This window comes from Ottowia sp. SB7-C50 (assembly GCF_033110285.1).
Lineage (GTDB): Bacteria > Pseudomonadota > Gammaproteobacteria > Burkholderiales > Burkholderiaceae_C > Ottowia.
This window is the reverse complement of sequence record NZ_CP136995.1, coordinates 922765-943651: the sequence shown is the minus strand read 5'-3', so window position 1 is coordinate 943651 and position 20887 is coordinate 922765. Positions and strand designations below refer to the sequence as shown.

General features: G+C 69.1%; 14 protein-coding genes, 1 tRNA gene and 1 pseudogene. 6 read left to right on the top strand and 10 right to left on the bottom strand.

Features of this window, described 5'->3' with window-relative positions:
• Nucleotides 1–12: 12 nt before the first annotated feature.
• On the bottom strand, nucleotides 13–561 hold the full coding sequence (locus R0D99_RS04515; protein WP_317750188.1) for a hemerythrin domain-containing protein: 549 nt from the start codon (nucleotides 559–561) through the stop codon (nucleotides 13–15).
• Nucleotides 562–910: 349 nt separating this feature from the next.
• Between R0D99_RS04515 and R0D99_RS04510 the strand changes: the two genes are divergently transcribed.
• The 6 genes from R0D99_RS04510 (at nucleotide 911) to R0D99_RS04485 (ending at nucleotide 9936) form a co-directional block, all read left to right on the top strand.
• Entirely contained in the window at nucleotides 911–2587 is a 1677-nt protein-coding gene (locus R0D99_RS04510) for an autotransporter assembly complex protein TamA (protein WP_317750187.1), read from the top strand.
• 181 nt (nucleotides 2588–2768) lie between these two features.
• Nucleotides 2769–6902: a translocation/assembly module TamB domain-containing protein gene (locus tag R0D99_RS04505; protein WP_317750186.1), complete on the top strand. Its 4134-nt coding sequence runs from the start codon at nucleotides 2769–2771 to the stop codon at nucleotides 6900–6902.
• A 49-nt stretch (nucleotides 6903–6951) separates the two neighbouring features.
• Nucleotides 6952–7026: transfer RNA gene (locus R0D99_RS04500), tRNA-Arg, on the top strand.
• A 387-nt stretch (nucleotides 7027–7413) separates the two neighbouring features.
• Entirely contained in the window at nucleotides 7414–7704 is a 291-nt protein-coding gene (gene groES, locus R0D99_RS04495; RefSeq protein ID WP_317750185.1) for a co-chaperone GroES, read from the top strand.
• A 102-nt stretch (nucleotides 7705–7806) separates the two neighbouring features.
• On the top strand, nucleotides 7807–9453 hold the full coding sequence (gene groL, locus R0D99_RS04490; protein ID WP_317750184.1) for a chaperonin GroEL: 1647 nt from the start codon (nucleotides 7807–7809) through the stop codon (nucleotides 9451–9453).
• Between the two features lie 183 nt (nucleotides 9454–9636).
• A complete protein-coding gene (locus R0D99_RS04485) occupies nucleotides 9637–9936 on the top strand; it encodes a hypothetical protein (RefSeq protein ID WP_317750183.1) in 300 nt (99 codons plus the stop codon).
• Nucleotides 9937–9966: 30 nt separating this feature from the next.
• On the opposite strand, the gene pgi is transcribed toward R0D99_RS04485, so the two are convergent.
• The 9 genes and pseudogenes from pgi to R0D99_RS04440 all read right to left on the bottom strand — a co-directional run bounded on the left by pgi (nucleotide 9967) and on the right by R0D99_RS04440 (nucleotide 20796).
• Nucleotides 9967–11574 carry a glucose-6-phosphate isomerase gene (gene pgi, locus R0D99_RS04480; protein ID WP_317750182.1) on the bottom strand — a complete coding sequence of 536 codons (1608 nt, stop codon included), beginning with the start codon at nucleotides 11572–11574 and terminating at the stop codon, nucleotides 9967–9969.
• Nucleotides 11575–11587: 13 nt separating this feature from the next.
• Nucleotides 11588–12535: a transaldolase gene (gene tal, locus R0D99_RS04475; RefSeq protein WP_317750181.1), complete on the bottom strand. Its 948-nt coding sequence runs from the start codon at nucleotides 12533–12535 to the stop codon at nucleotides 11588–11590.
• 51 nt (nucleotides 12536–12586) lie between these two features.
• Nucleotides 12587–13633: an ABC transporter ATP-binding protein gene (locus R0D99_RS04470; protein WP_317750180.1), complete on the bottom strand. Its 1047-nt coding sequence runs from the start codon at nucleotides 13631–13633 to the stop codon at nucleotides 12587–12589.
• A pseudogene (locus tag R0D99_RS04465) lies at nucleotides 13633–15844 on the bottom strand (ABC transporter permease). Before R0D99_RS04465 ends, R0D99_RS04470 begins: the two are co-directional and overlap by 1 nt.
• A gap of 30 nt (nucleotides 15845–15874) precedes the next feature.
• Complete coding sequence (locus tag R0D99_RS04460) at nucleotides 15875–16888, bottom strand: ABC transporter substrate-binding protein (RefSeq protein ID WP_317750179.1); 1014 nt, start codon at nucleotides 16886–16888, stop codon at nucleotides 15875–15877.
• Between the two features lie 53 nt (nucleotides 16889–16941).
• Complete coding sequence (locus R0D99_RS04455) at nucleotides 16942–17514, bottom strand: NAD(P)H-dependent oxidoreductase (protein WP_317750178.1); 573 nt, start codon at nucleotides 17512–17514, stop codon at nucleotides 16942–16944.
• Between the two features lie 77 nt (nucleotides 17515–17591).
• On the bottom strand, nucleotides 17592–18533 hold the full coding sequence (locus R0D99_RS04450; protein ID WP_416365968.1) for an ABC transporter ATP-binding protein: 942 nt from the start codon (nucleotides 18531–18533) through the stop codon (nucleotides 17592–17594).
• 180 nt (nucleotides 18534–18713) lie between these two features.
• Entirely contained in the window at nucleotides 18714–19694 is a 981-nt protein-coding gene (locus tag R0D99_RS04445) for an ABC transporter ATP-binding protein (RefSeq protein WP_317750176.1), read from the bottom strand.
• A gap of 190 nt (nucleotides 19695–19884) precedes the next feature.
• Nucleotides 19885–20796: an ABC transporter permease gene (locus tag R0D99_RS04440; protein WP_317750175.1), complete on the bottom strand. Its 912-nt coding sequence runs from the start codon at nucleotides 20794–20796 to the stop codon at nucleotides 19885–19887.
• Nucleotides 20797–20887 lie beyond the last annotated feature (91 nt).

Sequence of the window (20887 nt, the reverse complement as noted above, 5' to 3'; positions counted from 1 at the left end):
CCGGGCGCGCGCTCAGGCCTGGCGGCGGCGGGCCATCTCGGCCCCGATCCGGGCCAGGTCGGCGTCGGTAAAGCGCGGGCGCGCCGCCGGGTAGACCACCGATTCCTCCAGCGGAATGTGCCGCTCGTAACTGGCGACGAAATCGTGCACCAGCTGGCGCTGCGCCGCGGCGATGGTGGCGGGCTGCTCGGCGTCGCGCCAGTCCAGCAGCACCTGCCGCAGGCGCGCCCACTGCGCGTGCATGCGCACGTGGTCGGCCTGCAACTGGGCCACCGCCTCGCGCACGGCGGGGTCGGCATGGCAGGCCAGCGCCGGGAAGACGTGACGCTCCTCGTCCTCGTGGTGGTGCGGGCCGGCGATGTCGAAGTAGCGCAGCACGTCCTGGGCGGCCGAGCGCGAATCTGCGTCGTGCCCGTGGCGGTCGACGTGGTCGACGATGCGCTGCAGCAGCGCCAGCGAACGCTGCACACGTTCGTGACAGGCCTCGAGCATCTCGAAGGGCTGCTCGAACCCGACGGCCGGCGTGCGCAAGCCCGGCAGGTGGACGGAGGATTGGGCCATGCCCGGCATTGTCCGCCCGCGCCCTGGCCGTGGCGTGAAAGCAGGTCAAGAACCCCGCTGCCCGCGCGGCAAACGCGGTCTTGTCCGACAAACCCGGCGGCTAAACTCAAGCGGGTGATCCGCGCACCCGTTCTCCGTCCTGCCGACGCCGACCTGCCCCCACGCCGCCCGCGCACCGTGGGCGCATGGCTGGTGCTGGCGCTGGCCCTGTCCCTGCCGGGCTGCGCGCTCTTTCGCGACGACAAGCCGGCCGATCCGGCGCCGGCCACGACCGACGCCAGCACCCCCCGCTGGCAAGACAGCGTTCGACATCCGCGTCGAATCGGCCGACGAGGACCTGCGGGCCCTGGTGGCGCGCCACAACGACCTGCAGCGCTACCGCGCCATCACCGACCTGGACGAGACCGAGATGGCGCGCCTGATGGCGCTGACCGAGCGCGACGTGCGCAACCTGCTGGGCACCGAGGGCTATTTCAACCCCACGGTGCGGGTGCGGCGCGAAGGCGCGCCGGGCACGCGGCCCACCATCGTGATCGACATCGAGCCGGGCGAGCCGACGACCATCTCGGCCGTCGACATCGGCTTCGAAGGCGACATCGCCACCAGCGGCGACCCCGACGCTACCGCGCAGCGCGAGGGCATCGTGGAAAACTGGGGCCTGGCCGAAGGCCGCCGCTTCACGCAGGACCGCTGGTCCGACGCCAAGACGGGCGCGCTGCGCCGGCTGGTCGAGCGGCGCTACCCGCGCGGGCGCATCGGCTACAGCCTGGCCGACGTCAGCGCCGCCCAGGCGCGCGCCAAGCTGGGCCTGCGGCTGGATTCGGGGCCGCTGTTCCGCCTGGGGCCGGCCACCGTGCAGGGCGCGCAGCGCTATCCGCCCGAACTGGCCGAGCGGCTGTCGTGGCTCAAGCCCGGCGACGTCTACGACCAGAAGAAGCTGGTCGACGCCCAGCAGCGGCTGGCCGGCAGCGGTTACTACGACTCGGCCTACATCAGCATCGACCCCGAGGGCGAACCGGCCGCCACACCCGTCACTTACACCGTCACCGAGGCCAAGCGCCACCGCCTGCAGCTGGGCCTGGGCTACAGCACCGACGGCGGCCCGCGCGTGTCGCTGGAACACCGCGACAACACGGCGCTGGGCACCACCTGGCGCGCTACCAGCAAGCTGCACCTGGACCGCAAGGCGCCGCTGCTGCAGACCGAGCTGACCAGCCTGCCCGACGCCAACGGCTGGCGCTGGGCCGGCCTGGCGCGCTACATGCGGCAGGACGATGGCGAGCTGGTCACCACGTCCAAAACGCTGCGCGTGGGCCAGTTGAAGACCGAAGAACACTACGACCGCAACTTCTACCTGCAGTACGACCACGCCAGCGTCAGCGGCTCGGCCACCCGCACCAGCACCGCCACCGACGCGCTGGTGGGCGACGGCGCGGCCATCAGCGCCAACTACGCCTGGACCGGGCGCTACTTCGACAGCCTGCCGCTGCCATCGCGCGGCTACGGACTGGGCGGCGAGATCGGCGCCGGCGTGACCACGGTGGGCGAGCGCAAGCCCTTCCTGCGCCTGCAGGGCCGTGCGCTGGGCATCGTGCCGGTGTCCGGCGGCGCGAGCCGACTGGCGCTGCGCACCGAACTGGGCGCGGTGCTGGCCAGCGACGCGGCGCGCCTGCCGTCCACCTACCTGTTCCGCACCGGCGGCGACACCAGCGTGCGCGGCTACGGCTACCGCCGCATCGGCATCCCGCTGGGCGACAGCTTTGTCGGCCCGGGGCGCTACATGGCGGTGGGCAGCGTCGAATGGCAGCGGCCCATCATGCAGGAGCGCTTTCCCGGCCTGCTGGAACACACGCTGTTCGTCGACGTCGGCGGCGTGGCCAACCGTGTGGGCGACCTGCGCGCGCACTGGGGCGTGGGCACCGGCGTGCGGCTGATCACGCCCGTGGGGCCGATGCAGCTGGATATCGCGTACGGGCTGAAGTCGAAGGCGTTTCGGCTGCACATGAACGTGGGGTTTACGTTTTGACCCTCCCCCTGAGTCGCCTGCGGCGCCTTCCCCCCCAGGGGGACAACGCCAGTGGCCGGGCCAAGCCCGCGCCACGGCGTTCCGGCATGGCCTGCTCCGCGGCCTTTTGATTTCGTCGCCCTCCCCCGCTGGGGGAGGGTTGGGGTGGGGGCCAGCCCGGTCAAACGACACTGGGATTCAGATGGTGGATACTCCTGAATCCATAGCTGGTCGCGCTGATCCCGCAAGCGCTGGGACCGGTTTTGAATCCGAATCCACGCCAGCGCCGCGCCGCCGTGGCCGCTGGTGGCGCGTGCCGCTGTGGTCGCTGGCATTTCTGCTGGCCGTGCTGCTGCTGGCGCTGGGCGGCCTGTGGGTGTGGACAGGCACCGACGGCTCGCTGGCCACCGCGCTGCGCTGGGCCGGCGCGCAGCAGCCGCTGGTGACCGACGAAGTCACCGGCACCGTGCGCGGCGGCGGCAAGGTGCGCCGCCTGGTGTGGGAAAAAGAAGGCCTGAGCGTGGAAGTGCACGACGCCGAGCTGCTGTGGACGCCCGCCGCCCTGCTGGCCCGCACGCTGCAGATCGACCAGCTGGCGGCCAGCCGCATCGTCATCGACGACCAGCGCGCGCCGGGCGAGCCGTCGGCCGGGCCGCCCGAATCGTTCGCGCTGCCGCTCAACATCCGCGTCAAGGCGCTGCGCGCGGGCGAGCTGCGCTGGGCCGGCCCGCCGCCCTACACGCTGAGCGACGTGGCGGGCCACTTCGACTACGACGGCGTGCGCCACCTGCTGGAACTGGACAGCGCCCGCATTGAAGGCGGCAGCTACCGCCTGCGGGCCGCCGCCACCGCGCACGCGCCGATCCGCGTCGACGTGGCGCTGGCCGGCGCGCTGACGGCCCCGGTGCCCGGCGCCGCAGCGCCCGTGCCGCTGACGCTGCAAGCCACGCTGCGCGGCCCGCTGACCGACATGGCCGCGCAGGCCGACCTGCAGGCGGCGGCCGCCGCGCCGGGCGCATCGGCGCCTGCCATCCCGGCGCTGCCGCCGTTGGCCGGTTTTGCAGCGGCACCCGCCACGGCGGCATCCGCGCCGCCCGCTGCTTCCCCAGTGGCCGCCGCCAGCGCGCCGGCCACCGCCGACACGCCCGAAGCCCACGCCACCGCCCGCATCACGCCCTGGGCCGCGCAGCCGCTGCCCGAGGCGCACGCCCGCCTGCGCGCGGTCGATGTGGGCGCCATCTGGGCCGAGGCACCGCGCACCCACCTCAGCGGCCGGCTCGACATCACACCGCTGCCCGGCACCGGCACGGCCGGCTGGGCGGTCGATGCCGACCTGGCCAACCGCGCCGCCGGCCCCTGGGATCAGCGCCAGTTGCCGGTCGACCAGCTGCGCGCCGACGTCACCTGGCAGGACAACGTCGCCACCGTGCGCGCGCTGAAGGCGCAGGTGGGCGGCGGCACGGTCGAATCCACCGGCCGCTGGGCCAATGCGCCCGCCGCGCAAACCGGCAGCGGCACCTGGCAGATCGACACCCGCATCACTGGCGTCAACCCCGCGCGGCTGCACACGCAGATGGCAGCCTTCCCGCTCGACGGCACGGCCACGGTCAGCGGCGAAGGCGCGGCCATCGATTTCGACGTCGCCCTGCAGGGCCGCGAGCAGCGCGCCGCCGCCCCCGCGCGCCGGGGCGAATCGGCCGCCGAGGCTCTGGCGCGCGATTTGCGCGCGCTGCGCCTGCGCGACGCCGCTGCCACCGGCCGCTGGCTCGACGGCCTGCTGACCCTGAACACGCTGCGCGTGCGCACCGACGATGCCCAACTGGCCGGCAACGCCCGCCTGCGCCCCGCCGCCGACGCGCTGGGCGGCAGCGCCGACCTGACGCTGACCGCGCCCGGCGCCAGCGCCAGCGTGAAGGGCGAGCTGCAACCCACCACTGGCGCCGGCACGCTGCGCGCCCACATCGCCGACGCCGCGCGCGCCCTGGCCTGGGCGCAGAAGCTGCCCGGCGCCGACGCGCTGGCCAGCGCCCGCGCGCGCGGCAGCGCCACGCTGGACGGCAGCTGGCGCGGCGGCTGGCGCGACCCCACCATCCAGGCCAGGCTGGCCGCCCCTTCGCTCGACTGGCTGGCGCCGGGCAGCGCCGCCGGCACGCCGCCGGTGCAGCTGCGCGGGTTTGAAGCCACGGCCAACGGCCGCCTGGCGCAGGCGCAACTGGCCGCCAGCGGCCGCGTGACGCAGGGCGAACGCCAGCTTGACCTGCGCCTGGCCGCCAACGGCGGCCGCACCACGCCCAACGCGCCGCTGGCCGCGTCGGCCTGGAAGTTCAACCTGGGCCAGTTGCAGGCCGGCGTGCGCGACCCGGCGCTGGGCGCAGGCACCTGGCAGCTGGCCAGCCGCGGTAGCGTGCCGCTGCAGTGGTCACCCGCGCAAGGCGGCCAGTTCGAGGCGGGCGCGGGCGAGCTGACCATCACCTCGCCCGCCCCCACGTCACAGGCGCTGGTGGCCTGGGGTCCGGTGCGCTGGCGCGGCGGCGAGCTGACCACCACCGGCCGCCTGACCGGCCTGCCGCTGCAATGGGTGGAGCGCGTGGCCGGCTCGCAGATGCAGGACGCGGGCCTCACGGGCAACATCGTCTTCAACGGCGACTGGGACGCCACGCTGGGCCAGCAATTGCGCGTGTCGGCCAACCTGGTGCGCGCCAGCGGCGACGTCACCGTGCTGACCACCGATGCCGAAACCGGCGTGCAGTCGCGCGTGGCCGCCGGCCTGCGCGACGCGCGCCTGACGTTGCGCAGCGAAGGCAACGCATTGAACCTGAAACTGGTGTGGGACAGCGAGCGCGCCGGCAACATCGACGGCCAGTTGCGCACCGAGCTGGCCGCCACGCGCGATGCGGGCGGCAGCACCCGCTGGTCGTGGCCCGAGGCCGCGCCACTGCAAGGCCAGGTGCAGGCGCGGCTGCCGCAAATCTCGGCCTGGTCGGTGCTGGCGCCGCCGGGCTGGCGCCTGCGCGGCGCGCTGGCGGCGGATGCCCGCATTGCCGGCACACGCGCCACGCCGCTGGTCAATGGCACCGTGGCGGCCGACGACGTGGCGCTGCGCTCCGTCGTCGATGGCATCGAGTTCGCCGATGGCCGGCTGCGCGGCCGGCTGGACGGCACGCGCCTGCTGATCGACGAATTCGTGCTGCGCGGCGCCGGCGAACAAGGCGCCGGCGGACTGCTGCGCGCCACCGGCGAGGCCGGCCTGGTGGACGGCCGCCCGCAGGCGCGACTGGCCGCCACGCTGGACAAGCTGCGCGCCAGCGTGCGCGACGACCGGCAGGTCACCGTGTCGGGCAACGTGCAGGCCGCGCTGGACGGCCGCGCCATCAGCGCCAACGGCCGCCTGCGCGTCGACCGCGCGCTGATCGTGCTGCCCGACGAAAACCGCCCCACGCTGGGCGACGACGTGATCGTGCGCGGCCCCGACGGCAAGGTCATGTACGGCAAGGAAGGCCCCGGCGCCGTGGCCCGCCCCACCAGCGCCGCCGGCCAGCAGGCCGCGCAGCAGCAGGCGCGCACCGACGCCGCCCGCGCGCGCACCGAAGCCAGCGTGAAAAGCGGCGACACCGAACCGCTCACCGCCAAGGTAGACGTGCAGGTTGACCTGGGCGACAACTTCCGCGTCACGGGCATGGGCATCGACACGCGGCTGGCCGGCGTGCTGACGCTCGCCGGCAACGGCCCGTTGACCACGCCACCCAGCCTGCGCGGCCGCGTGCAAACGGTGGGCGGTACCTTCCGCGCCTACGGGCAGCAGCTCATCATCCAGCGCGGCACCATCACCTTCGGTGGCGAGATCGGCAACCCCACGCTCGACATCATCGCCCTGCGCCCCAACTACACCAGCGACCAGCGCGCCGGCGTGCAGGTCATGGGCACCGCGCTGCTGCCGCGCGTGCGCCTGTATTCCGAACCCGCGCTGCCCGACAACCAGACCCTGGCCTGGCTGCTGCTGGGCCGCCCCGCGCCCGACACGGGATCGGAAGCCGCCATGCTGCAAACCGCTGCGCTGGCCCTGCTGGGCGGGCGCGAGGGGCGCGGCCTGGCGTCGCGCTTTGGCCTGGACGAATTGAGCTTCACCGGCGGCGCCGGCGCGGGCGGCGTGGCCGACGCCAGCGTCACCCTGGGCAAGCGCCTGTCCGACCGGCTGTACGCCGCCTACGAGCACAGCCTGGCCGGCACCGGCGGCACGCTGATGATCTTCTACGAACTGTCGCGCCGCTGGACCCTGCGCGGCCAGGCCGGCGCCAACCAGGCCATCGACCTGATCTACCGCCTGTCGTTCGACTGACGCCCACGCACCGCCACAGGTGCGCCGATACAATCCTCACGCCCCACCCGCCGCCGTAGTTCAATGGATAGAACGAGCGCCTCCTAAGCGCTAGATGCAGGTTCGATTCCTGCCGGGGGCGCCAGGATTTGATGGCTTCTCGCACCCAGAGGTAGCGTCAACGTTTTGCAGTGGGGGGCAGGCTCCGCCCTCTCGCAGCCGGTCCAAGATGGTCAAGTCAGATAGCGCTTGATTGGCCGCACTTGCCACCTCGGGTGAATCCTGCGGCCTGCAGCACCTGGCCATCCCGAACGCCTGCGTGCGGACGCAAGCCGTCGAGGCAAATGATGGTCGGCATGGCTCCGGACGCATAGCCCGACTTGAAATCCCCCGAAACGCCCTTATGATTAGCACTCGTTGGAGTTGAGTGCTAACAACGCGCGATGCTCCATCGCATTCCGGTCGTGCGCTGTCCCTTGCGGTGGGCGTTTCGACCCAAAAATCCTTACACCTGTTGAACTTAGGAGAACCCATGAAACTGCGCCCCTTGGCCGATCGCGTGATCGTCAAACGCCTTGAAAACGAAACCAAGACCGCCTCCGGCATCGTGATCCCCGACAACGCCGCCGAAAAGCCCGACCAGGGCGAAGTGCTGGCGGTGGGTCCGGGCAAGAAGAACGACAAGGGCGATCTGTCGGCCATGAACGTGAAAGTGGGCGACCGCGTGCTGTTCGGCAAGTATTCGGGCCAGACCGTGAAGGTGGACGGCGACGAGCTGCTGGTGATGAAGGAAGACGACCTGTTCGCCGTGGTCGAGAAGTAAGTTCTCGCCAACCTTCGGGATACTCATTTTTTTATAGCTGCTTGCGCTTTATTCATCAGCGCAGGAGCCTAATTTCATTCATATTTTCAGGAGCCAATCAACATGGCAGCAAAAGACGTCGTTTTCGGTTCTGACGCCCGTCACCGCATGGTCGAGGGCGTGAACATTCTGGCCAACGCGGTCAAGACCACCCTGGGTCCCAAGGGCCGCAACGTGGTGCTGGAGCGCTCGTTCGGCGCCCCCACCGTCACCAAGGACGGTGTCTCGGTCGCCAAGGAGATCGAGCTGAAGGACAAGCTGCAGAACATGGGCGCGCAGATGGTCAAGGAAGTGGCCAGCAAGACCAGCGACGCCGCCGGCGACGGCACCACCACCGCCACCGTGCTGGCCCAGTCCATCGTGCGCGAAGGCATGAAGTACGTGGCCGCGGGCATGAACCCGATGGACCTGAAGCGCGGCATCGACAAGGCCGTGCTGGCGCTGGTCGAGCAGCTGAAGAAGGCCTCCAAGGCCACCACCACCAGCAAGGAAATCGCCCAGGTCGGCTCGATCTCTGCCAACTCCGACGAATCGATCGGCAAGATCATCGCTGATGCGATGGACAAGGTCGGTAAAGAAGGCGTGATCACCGTCGAAGACGGCAAATCGCTCGACAACGAGCTGGACGTGGTCGAAGGCATGCAGTTCGACCGCGGCTACCTGTCGCCCTACTTCATCAACAACCCCGAGAAGCAGGCCGCCATCCTGGACAACCCCTACGTGCTGCTGTTCGACAAGAAGATCAGCAACATCCGCGAGCTGCTGCCCACGCTGGAAGCCGTGGCCAAGGCCGGCCGTCCGCTGCTGATCATCGCCGAAGAAGTCGAAGGCGAAGCGCTGGCGACGCTGGTGGTCAACACCATCCGCGGCATCCTGAAAGTGGTGGCCGTCAAGGCGCCTGGCTTCGGCGACCGCCGCAAGGCCATGCTGGAAGACATCGCCATCCTGACCGGCGGCAAGGTGATTGCTGAAGAAGTCGGCCTGAGCCTGGAGAAGGTGACGCTGGCCGACCTGGGCCAGGCCAAGACGATCGAAGTGGGCAAGGAAAACACCACCATCATCGACGGCGCCGGCAAGGCCGACGACATCGAGGCGCGCGTCAAGCAGATCCGTGTGCAGATCGAGGAAGCCACCAGCGACTACGACCGCGAGAAGCTGCAGGAGCGCGTGGCCAAGCTGGCCGGCGGCGTGGCCGTCATCAAGGTCGGTGCTGCCACCGAAGTCGAGATGAAGGAAAAGAAAGCCCGCGTCGAAGACGCCCTGCACGCCACGCGCGCTGCGGTGGAAGAAGGCATTGTGGCCGGTGGTGGCGTCGCGCTGCTGCGCGCCAAGCAGGCCGCTGGCGAGATCAAGGGCGACAACCCCGATCAGGACGCCGGCATCAAGCTGGTGCTGAAGGCCATCGAGTTCCCGCTGCGCGAGATCGTCATCAACGCCGGTGAAGAAGCCAGCGTGGTGGTCAACCGCGTGCTGGAAGGCAAGGGCAACTTCGGCTACAACGCCGCCAACGCCACCTACGGCGACATGATCGAGATGGGCATTCTGGACCCGACGAAGGTCACGCGCACCGCGCTGCAGAACGCCGCCTCCGTCGCCAGCCTGATGCTGACGACCGAAGTGATGGTCGCTGAGGCCCCGAAGGACGACGCCCCGGCCGGCGGCATGCCGGGTGGCATGGGCGGCATGGGTGGCATGGACGGGATGATGTAAGTCCACGCCGCGCGGTCGAGTCTTTCGACCGCCGCCAAGCGAAAGAGCCGCTGGAGACAGCGGCTCTTTTTTTGTGTCCGCGACCCCTGCATCAACGGCGCGACCCCGAAAAAAATCTCCTGCAAGCACTGAAAGTCCTGGGTCACCATCAGCGGGGGCCGGCCGGCCCGCTGCTATGGGCAGTTGGTCAAACCGGCCGCGCCGCCGCAGAATCCGGCACCCAAGCAGTCGTGGTGGAAAAAAGCCATTTCAAAGATCGTCATCCCGATGGTGGCGGTCGGCGTGGGTGCCATCGAGATCGAGTCCGGCGGAGTTCTGGCTGCGGCGGCGATGGCACTTACGGCCACGGACATCGACATCGGTGGGGGCAAACTGTTCGACTACATGTTCGACAAGAAAGACGACAAGAGCCAGTCGATCTATCAGCAATGGCAAGACGTCTACGATGGCGTGGGCCTGAACACCGTCTGTACGCCAGGCTGATGACTGAACATGGTGTCCGCCAGCAGCGTGCTAGCGCAGGCGCCGCATCAAGGCCGCAGTGGACGGGTCGCCGGTCGCCCCTTCAGGTTCACCGCGCGACCCCAGCGCCTGCGCAATGGGCGCTGCGTGCCGCTTGCCCAGTTCAACCCCCCACTGGTCGAAGCTGTTGATGCCCCAGATGGCGCCGGCGACGAATACGCGGTGTTCGTACAGGGCCAGCAGCGCACCCAGGCCGGCGGGGTCCAGCCGGTCGAGCAGCAAGAAGGTGGATGGGCGGTTGCCGGGAAAGTGCCGCGCGGGCGCGTCGCCTTGGTCGCCCTGCATCAGCGCGCGGGCCTGCGCCAGCGCGTTGGCCAGCAGCTTGGGTTGATGGCCGGCCAGGGCGTGGGCGGGCTCGCGGACGGCGACGAACTCGACCGGCACGACCTGCGTGCCCTGGTGCAGCATCTGAAAGAACGCGTGCTGGCCGTTGCTGCCCGCCTCGCCCCAGACGACGGGCGCGGTGTCGAAGGGCAGCGCACGGCCGCGCAGGTCGACGCGCTTGCCGTTGCTTTCCATCTCCAGCTGCTGAAGGTACGCGGGCAGGCGGCGCAGGCCGTGGTGGTAGGGCGCCACGCAGCGGCTGGCAAAGCGGTGGAAGTTGCGGTTCCACACGTCGAGCAGGGCCAGTTGCACGGGCAGGTTGCGCTCGATCGGCGTGCTGGCGAAGTGCTGGTCCATCGCGCGGGCACCGGCCAGCAGCGCCTCGAAGCCCGCCCGACCGATGGCAATGGCCATCGACAGGCCGATGCTGGACCAGAGCGAAAAGCGCCCGCCCACCCCTTCGTCAAACGCAAAGCACCGCCCCGCGCCGAAGGCCGCCACGGCAGCCGCATTGGCGCTGACACCAACGAAATGACGCGCCACGTCGGTGCCGCCCTGCGCCGCAAACCAAGCACGCGCCGACGCGGCGTTCTGCATGGTTTCGGCGGTGCCGAAGGTCTTGGACGCGACGACGAAAAGCGTGCGGTCGGCCCGCAATTGCGACAGCAGGCCAGCCAGTTCGTGCCCATCCATGTTGGCGACGAAGTGCACGCGCGGGCCGCTGGCGTGGCCACCGGCGCGCAGCGCCTGCACCACCATGCGCGGCCCCAGGTCGGAGCCGCCGATGCCGATGTTGACGACGTCGGTGATGGCGCCGTCGGCACGCACCGCTCCGGCAAAATCGAGCAACTCGGATCGCGAAACCGCTATCTGGCGATGCAGGTTTGCTATTGTTTTTGTAGCTTCAGGTGCTTTCTGGATCAGCGCTGGCACCTGATTTGAACCGGAACGCCAGTGCACGTGCGTCACCGCCCGCTGCTCGCTGGTGTTGATGCATTCGCCCGCCAGCATGGCGTCGCGCAGCGCCTCTACGCCGCATTGCTGTGCCAGTTGGTTCAGCAGCCGCTGCGCGTCGTCGTCGATCAGGTTTCTGGACAGGTCGGCCCACACGCCCGCTGCGCCGAAGCCGAAGCGCTCGACACGCTGCGCGCCGTCGTCAGCGAAGGCCTGGCGCAGGTCGAAGGCGTCCGCGCCCACAAAGCGCTGCGCGAAATGGCGCTGCAGCGACGCCCACGCGGGCGTTTCGTCGCAACGCGGCCGATCTCTCCAGTTCATCTTCAACCGTCGGTCAGGCCGACTGCATCAGCGCGTCGAGTTTCTCGGCGTCGGCGATGAAGGCGCGGATGCCCTCGGCCAGTTTTTCGGTGGCCATGGCGTCCTGGTTCAGCGCCAGGCGGAAGGCGGGCTCGTCGTACTGCACGGCGGGCAGGTCGAGCGACTTCGCCGCCTGCGCGTCGAGCGCGCGGGGCAGCGGCGCGTCGCTGGCCGCCAGTTGGGCCAGCAGCTCGGGGCTGATGGTCAGCAGGTCGCAACCGGCCAGCGCGGTGATCTGCCCGACGTTGCGAAAGCTGGCGCCCATCACCTCGGTGGCGATGCCATGGCGCTTGTAGTAATCGAAGATGCGCTTGACCGACTGCACGCCGGGGTCGTTGGCGCCGGCCATGGCGGCCTCGTCCCAGGCCGCGCCGGCGGCTTTCTTGTACCAGTCGTAGATGCGGCCGACAAAGGGCGAAATCAGCTGCACCCTGGCCTGCCCGCAGGCCACAGCCTGGCAGAAGCTGAACAGCAGCGTCAGGTTGCAGTGGATGCCGCGCCGTTCCAGCCGTTCGGCGGCGCGGATGCCTTCCCAGGTGCTGGCGATCTTGATCAGCACACGCTCGGTGGGCACGCCCGCCGCCTGGTACAGCTCGATGAGGCGCTCGGCACGCGTGTAGGTGGCGTCTTCGTCGAAGGACAGGCGCGCATCGACCTCGGTGGACACGCGGCCGGGGATGATCGACAGGATCTCGGCGCCAAAGCGCACCAGCAGGCGGTCGACCACTTCGTCCAGTGGCTTGCCGCGGTGCGCGGCCACGGTGTCTTTCAGCAGCGGTGCGTAGTCGGGCTTTTGCACCGCCTTCAGGATGAGCGAAGGGTTGGTCGTCGCGTCCTGCGGCTGAAACTGCGCCAGCTGCCGGAAGTCGCCCGTGTCGGCGACCACGGTGGTAAAGGTCTTCAGCGTGTCGAGTTGGTTCATGCGCAGATTATCCCGCCTTGGAGCAGCCGCCCCGCGCGGCGGCCCACACGCCTACCGCACCGATTCGACCACCGAGACGCCGTGTGCGCCCAGCGTCAACCCCGCGCGCGCGCCCACGGGCAGCGCGGCCTGCAGATCGGGCGACACGACGAAGATGGCGCCCAGTTCGGTGTCGAACGTGTATTCGAGCACGCTGCCCAGGTAGGCCGATTTGCGCAGCACGGCGGGCAGGCCCTGGCCTTCGGGCTCCACGCGCCAGGCCTCGGGCCGCACCGCCACCTTCACCGCGCCGGGCGACACGGCGCGGCGCGGTTGCAGGTCGAGCGGACCGAGTTGCACCCGGCCATCGGCGCCCGCCGTTCCGGGCAGCAGCAGCGCCTCACCCATGAAGCCGGCCACGAATTCGCTGGCCGGGTGCTCGTACAGCTCCTGCGGGGTGCCGGCCTGGGCGATGACGCCGTGGTCCATCACGATGATCTGGTCGCTCACCGCCAGCGCCTCGCTCTGGTCGTGCGTGACATACGCCACCGTCAGCCCCAGGCGTTGCTGCAGGGCGCGGATTTCCTCGCGCATCTCGCGGCGCAGGCGCGCGTCCAGGTTGGACAGCGGCTCGTCGAACAGCAACACCGCCGGCTCCAGCACCAGCGCACGCGCCAGCGCCACGCGCTGCTGCTGGCCGCCGGAAAGCTCGCTGGGCAAGCGCTCGTCGTAGCCCACCAGGCCCACGCCGCGCAAGGCCTCCACGGCGCGGGCGCGCGCCGCCGCCTTGTCCTGGCCCGACATGCGCAGCCCATAGGCCACGTTGTCCAGCACGCTCATGTGCGGGAACAGCGCGTAGCTCTGGAACATCATGCTCACGTTGCGCTCGGCCGGGCCCAGCGTGGTGACCTCGCGGCCGTCGATGAAGACCTGGCCGCTGGTCGGCAGCTCCAGCCCGGCGACCATGCGCAGGATGGTGGTCTTGCCGCAGCCGGATGGGCCGAGGATGGTCGTGAGCGTGCCCTTGGGCACCTGAAAGCTCACGCCCTTGACGGCCAGCGCGGCGCCGGGGCCGTCCCCATAGCGCTTGACGATGTCCTTGAACACGATCCCCGACATCAGTGCGCTCCTTGCAATTTCACGCCGCCCGCCGACCGCCGGCCCAGCTTGCGCTCGCCCACCACGAACTGGATCAGTGCCGTGGCCAGCGACATCAGCACGATCAGCACCGTGCAATACGCCAGCGCCACGCCGTAGTCGCCGTTGCCCACGCGGCCGATGATGTAGGTGGTGGCCAGTTCGTTCTCGGCCGTGACCAGAAAGATCACCGCGCTCACGGTGGTGATGGCGCGCACGAAGCTGTAGACCAGCGCCGCCACCAGCGCGGGCTTGAGCAGCGGCAGCACCACGTGGCGCAGCGTCTGCAGGCTGCCGGCGCGCAGCATGAGCGAGGCTTCGTCGAGCGAGCGATCCAGCTGCTTGAACGCCGCCGTGCCCGCGCGCACGCCCACCGGCAGGTTGCGGAACACGAAGCACAGCACGATGATGAGCGCCGTGCCCGTCAGCTCCAGCGGCGGCACGTTGAAGGCCAGGATGTAGCTCACGCCCAGCACCGTGCCGGGAATGGCGAACGCCAGCAGCGCGGCAAACTCGAATGCGCCCTGGCCACGGAACTGCGTGCGCGCCAGCAGCCACGCAATCGTCAGGCCCACGGCGGCCGTCAGCGGCGCCGAGATGGCCGCCAGCTTGAAAGTGGTGAAGAAGGAGTTCCACGCCGTGCCGGCCCACACCAGGCCGTGCTCGCCCACCTCCAGCGCAAACGCGGTCTTGAAATGCGCCAGCGTGGGCGTGTAATCGCGCCCCCCAGGTCTGCACAAAACCGCCGGCAAACGCAAAGGCGTACACCAGCAGCGTGAACGCCATCCACGGCAGCGCCACACCGTTGACCAGCCGCCGCACGCCGGCCGGCAGCGGCATGGCAATGCCGGCATCGCCCTTGCCCGACACCGTGGTGTAGCTCTGCCGCCCCAGCGCCCAGCGCTGCAGCAGAAACACGGCCAGCGCAAAGCCCGTCAGGATCCACGCCAGCGCGGCGGCGCGCCCCTGGTCGTACTGCGCGCCGACGATGGCAAAGAAGATCTCGGTCGACAGCACCGAGAACTGCCCGCCCACCACGATGGGGTTGCCGAAATCGGCCATGCTTTCGATGAAGCCGACCAGAAAGGCATTGGCCAGCCCGGGCTTGAGCAGCGGCAGCGTGATGGTGCGGAAGGTCTGCGCCGGCGTGGCGCGCAGCGTGCGCGCGGCCTCTTCCAGGCTGGGCGCCACGCCCTGCACCACGGCGCGCATGATCATGAAGGCAATCGGCGTGAAGGCGAAGGTCTGCGCCACCCACACGCCAAACCAGCCGTAGAACCAGCGCGTCGGCGGGATGCCGAAGGCCCATTCCAGCAACTGGTTGGCGATGCCCGCGCGGCCGAACAGCAGGATCAGCCCCAGCCCCACCACGAAGGGCGGTGTGATGATGGGCAGCATGGCGATCACGCCCAGGGGTTTTTTAAGGCGATTCGATGCGCGCTCGGCCTGCAGCGCCATCAGCGTACCAAGCAGCGTGGTGCTGGTGGCCGTCATCAAGCCCAGGAACAGCGTGTTCCAGGCCACGCCGCAACTGGTGCCGCCGCCCAGGCAACCCAGCCCGAAGTTGCGGGCACTGGCAATGCGCTCGACCAACGTGCCCAGCGCAAACTGCCCGTCTTCGTTGAAGAAGGCGCCCGACAAGGCCTTGAGCACCGGGAACACGATGAACAGCGCCAGCAGGGCACCGCAGATCACCACCGCCGCCGCCACGAACAGATCGCCCCGGAAGAACCCGCGCCGCGCCAGCCCGAACGCCGCCAGCACCGCCAACGCCGCCAGCACCACGGCCGCGCCCCAGCCCATGCCGAACTGCTTGGTGGCCAACTCGCCAAACGCCGCGTTCAGCCATTCATACGACCAGCCGCGCGCGCCGATCAGAAAGCCGCTCCCCAGCAGGCCGATCAGCCCGATCACGCCGGCCGCCAGCAGCGCCGCGCCTTGCCGACGCCCTGGCGGCAGTGCGGCACCGACCACCGCCAGCGCCAAGCCGGCCACGCCCCACAGCAGCCAGCCCCGCCCATAGGCCAGGGCCTGCATCAAGCCGTTGGCCGACTGATCGTCGCCAAACACCTGGCCGATGCGCGTCAGGCCGTTGGCGTCCTGCACGGCGTACCAGGGCAGCGCCAGATAGCCCAGCGCGCCGATCAGAAGCCAGATCCAGATCGGCCGGTTGGCGGCGCCAGGTGTGAGCATACAGCTATCAAAAGAAGAGTATTCAGGCGTTTACTTGCCCTGACCCTGGACTTCTTTTTCCCACTTGGCGATCAGGCGCCGGCGTTCGGCGCTGGCGCCATACTTGGCGTAGTCGTAGTCGATGAGCTTGATCTTGGCCGGGTCGCTCATGCGCGGATCCTTCGGCACCTTGGTGTTGCTGGGCAGCTGGAACTGCTTGGCCGCAATGCCGAACTGCTGGCCTCCGGGGGTCAGGGCCCATTCGTAGAACTTCCTGGCGTTGTCGGTGTTGGGGCCGCTCTTGACGATGCTCATGGAGCCGATTTCCGCCCCCGTGCCTTCGCTGGGCGTGGCCTGGCCGACCGGAAAACCGTTGATGGCCTCGGTGGTCACATCGTGCACGAAGCTGATCGACACCATGGTCTCGCCACGCGCCGCCGCCTTGATGGGCGCGGTGCCGGATCGCGTGTAGGTGCTCACGTTCTTGTGCAACGCCTTGAGGTAGTCGAACGCCTTGTCCTCACCCATCATCTGCACCAGCGTGGCGATCACGGTGTACGCCGTGCCGCTGGAGGCCGGGTTGGCCATCTGGATCTCGCCCTTGTATTCAGGTTTGAGCAGGTCGGCCCACGACTTGGGCGCCGCCACCTTTTTCTTGGCCAGCAGTTCGGTGTTGAAGCCGAAACCCAGCGGGCCCAGGTACACGCCCACGGTGCGGTACTTGGAATCGGCCGCCTGCTTCTGCGCCCAGGGGTGCAGCTGTGCGAGTTGCGTCGACTTGTATTCCAGCGTCAGGCCTTGCTCAGCCGCCTGCAGGTGCGGGTCACCCGTGCCGCCGAACCAGATGTCGGTCTTGGGGTTGGCGCGCTCGGCATTGAGTTGCGCCAGCGCCTCGCCCGAGCCCTTGGCCACCATGTTGACCTTGGTGCCGGTGGTCTTGGTGTAGACGGTGGACATCATGTTGCACCACTCGGCCTGCACCGAGCAGATGATGTTGACCTGCCCCTGCGCGGCGGCGGCCAGCGGAAGCGCGCACAGGATCGAGAGGGCGGCGAAGCGTTTCATGAACGGGGCGTTTCTGATGTGTGACAGGGCGGACAGTATCGCCAAAAAAACGGCTACTTCGCGGCCGCTATCGGGCGCGCAAAAAATCCCTGCGCCGCCGCCACGGCCTCGGCGTCGGCCTGCACGGCATGGGGCGGGCCGCCCTTGCCCCACAGCGCGCCGGCCCAGGGCATCGACAGGAACTCGGCGCACAGGCGCACCGAATCGATCATCGGCTGCGCCTTGGCGCGGTCGCCGCTGGTGGTGATGAGGTGCAGGCGCTTTTGCGCCATGCTGTCCTTGAAGGGCACGCCGGGCGTGCGCATCCAGCCGCTCCAGTGGTCGAGGTAGGTCTTCAGCCCCGACGGAATGCTGTACCAGTACACCGGCGAAACCAGCACCAGGTCGGTACAGGCCAGCGTGGCGTCGAGCAGGGTTTTCAGGTCGCCCTCGGGCGGCGCGTAGGTGCCGGTGGTGTGGCGCCGGTCAACGAAGGGCGGCAGCGTCATGGGTGCCAGATGCAGCCACCGCTGCGTGGCGCCCGCGGGCAAGGCGGCAGCGGCCTGGCGCGCCAGCCATTCGGTGTTGCCGACGTGGCCGGGCTCGCGCACCGAGGCGACCAGGAACAGGAAATGTCGATCACTCATGATGAAACAGGTCGGCTGCGCTGGCCCCGTGTGCGCATGCAGCTATATAAACAATAGCATTCTGACCGCCAGCCGGCTCAGATGCGCCCTTCTTCCACCGCATGGCACGCCACCTGGATGCCCTGCACGCCCAGCATGGCCGGCCGTTCGGTGCGGCAGCGCTCGTTGGCGTGCGGGCAGCGCGGATGAAAGGTGCAGCCAGGCGGCGGGTTGAGCGGGTTGGGCACTTCGCCCTGCACGGGCGTGCGCGCACGGCCGGTGTCGTGCATCTTCGGGATCGCGTCCAGCAGCATGCGCGTGTACGGATGGCGCGGCGCGCTGAACAGCATCTGCTTGGGCGCCAGCTCGACGATGCGGCCCAGGTACATCACGCCCACCTGGTCGCTGACGTGGCGCACCACGGCCAGGTTGTGGCTGATGAACAGGTAGGTGAGCCCGCGCTCGCGCTGCAGGTTCTTCATGATGTTGAGCACCTGCGCCTGCACCGACACGTCGAGCGCGCTGGTGGGCTCGTCGCACACCAGAAACTCAGGCTGCGTGGCCAGCGCGCGCGCGATGGAGATGCGCTGGCGCTGCCCGCCCGAGAACTGGTGCGGATACTTCACCATGTCGGCGGGCGACAGGCCGACCGACTGCAGCAGCTCGCCCACGCGCTGCTCCTGCGCGGGCTTGCCCTGCACCGTGCCGTGCTCGCGCATCGGCTCGGCAATGATGTCGCCCACCTTCCAGCGCGGGTTGAGGCTGGCGTACGGGTCCTGAAAGATCATCTGGATGCGCTCGCGCAGCTTGCGCGCACCCGCGCCGCCGGCCTTGAAGGCGGCGTGCGCGTCCTGCCCGTCGAAGAAGAAGCTGCCGCGCGTCGGCTCGTACAGGCCCACCAGCAGCCGCGCCGCGGTGCTCTTGCCGCAGCCCGATTCGCCCACCAGCGCCAGCGTCTCGCCCTTGGCGATGGTGAAGGTGGCGTCGTCCACCGCGTGCAGCAGCTGGCGCGACTTGCCTTCAAGCACGCGGTTGAGCAAGGGTGGCGAAACGTCGAAGGTCTTGGCCAGACCTTCGGCGCGAACAAGGGGCTGACTCGCCCCCACCTCCGCTGGGGGAGGGCTGGGGTGGGGGCCGGCGGCGCCACTTTCGATCAATGCGGCCCCCATCCCCCCCTTTACCCCAGAGGGGGAAGGGGCGAAAACCGTTCGTGCGCACCGTCATGCCGCCACCTCCTTCTGCCCGACCGGGAACCAGCAGGCTGCCTGCGTTGCGCCGGCGGCCATCAGCTCGGGCCGCTCGGCGCGGCAACGCGCTTCGTAGCCGCGCTCGCAGCGCGGGTGAAACGCGCAGCCCGAGGGGATGGCGTTCAGCCGCGGCATGGTGCCGTCGATCTGATAGAGCTGCTCGCGGTCCACGGCCATGTCGGGAATCGCGGCCATCAGGCCGGCGGTGTACGGGTGCGCGGGGTGGTTGATGACCTCGTGCACCGGGCCGATCTCTGCGATGCGGCCGGCATACATGACGGCCACGCGGTCGCAGGTCTCGGCGATCACGCCCATGTCGTGCGTGATCAGCATCACGGCGGCGCCGCGCTCGCGGCACACCTTTTTCAGCAGCTGGATGATCTGCGCCTGGATCGACACGTCGAGCGCGGTGGTCGGCTCGTCGGCCACGATCAGCTTGGGCTCGGCTGCCAGCGCCAGGGCGATCACCACGCGCTGGCGCATGCCGCCTGAGAACTGGTGCGGGTAGTGGTCGATGCGCTGTTCGGCGGCCGGAATGCCGGTGTCCTTCAGCAGGTCGATGGCGCGCTGGCGCGCTTCGGCGGCGCTGAGCGGCAGGTGCGTCTGGATGGTTTCGACCAGTTGCCGGCCCACGCTGTAGAGCGGGTTGAGCGAGGTCAGCGGGTCCTGGAAGATGGCGCCGATCTTGCGCCCGCGCACATGGCGCATCTGCTCGTGCGGCAGGTTGTCGATGCGCTCGCCCTCCAGCAGGATCTGCCCGCCCGCCACGCGGCCGGGCGGCTCCAGCAGGCCGATGATGGACGCGCCGGTGAGCGACTTGCCCGCGCCCGATTCGCCCACCACGCCCAGAATTTCGCCCGGTGCGATCTCGAACGAAATTTGGTCCAGCGCGCGCAGCGTGCCGCGCCGGTTGGGAAACTCGACCACCAGGTCTTTGACTTGCAGAAGCGACATGACTTGACGGTTACTATAAATTTAATAGCTGCTTGCGCTTTGTAGACAAGCGCTGGAGGCCTAGAACATCTAAAAACATACGCGAAGGACGCGAAGACTTCGCGAAAGGCGCAAAAGAATCAAACGGATTTTTTTCGCGTTCTTCGCGCAAGCTTCGCGTCCTTCGCGTCCGGCTGTTCAATCGACGGCTTCACCTCAACCTCGGATTCAGTGCATCGCGCAGCCAGTCGCCCAGCAGGTTCACGCTCAGCGCAATCAGCACCAGCATCACGCCGGGGAAGATGGTGATCCACCACTCGCCCGAGAACAGGTAGTCGTTGCCGACGCGAATCAACGTGCCGAGCGAGGGCGACGTGGGCGGCACGCCCACGCCCAGGAAGGACAGCGTGGCCTCGGTGATGATGGCGGTGGCCACGTGGATGGTGGCCAGCACCAGCACCGGCCCCATGACGTTGGGCAGCACGTGCTTGAGCATGATGCGCCAGGGCGGCACGCCCGTCACACGGGCGGCCTGCACGTATTCCTTGCCGCGCTCGACCATGGTGCTGCCGCGCACCGTGCGCGCGTACTGCACCCAGCCGGTGAGCGAAATGGCGACGATCAGCACGCCGAAGGCCAGCGATTCGTCGGCATTGGGAAACAGCGCGCGCCCGACCCCGGCAATCAGCAGCGCCACCAGGATGGCGGGAAAGGACAGCATGACGTCGCACAGGCGCATCAAAAACGCGTCGACCCAGCCACCCTTGAAGCCCGCCACCAGACCCAGCAGCACGCCCACCACGACCGAGATCAGCACCGACACCAGGCCCACCACCAGCGAGATGCGCGCGCCGTACATCAGCGCCGACAGGATGTCGCGGCCCTGGTCGTCGGTGCCCAGCAGGTACTTGCGGCTGCCGTGCTCGGACCAGGCAGGCGGCAGCCGCGCGTCACTCAGCTCCAGCGTGGTCAGATCCAGCGGGTTGTGCGGCGCCACCCAGTTGGCAAACACCGCGCAAAAGATGCAGATGAAGGCGATGGCGGCAGCGACGATGGCCGTCGGCGAACTGCGAAAGCTGTAGCCGACGTCACTGTCCCACCAGCGGGAAACCAGACTGCTCATGCGTCAATGCTCATAAATTGATAGCTTTCTGCGCAGGATGGACAAGCGCTGCAGCCACCTTTTACTATCTAACGGCCGCGGGGCAGGCCAT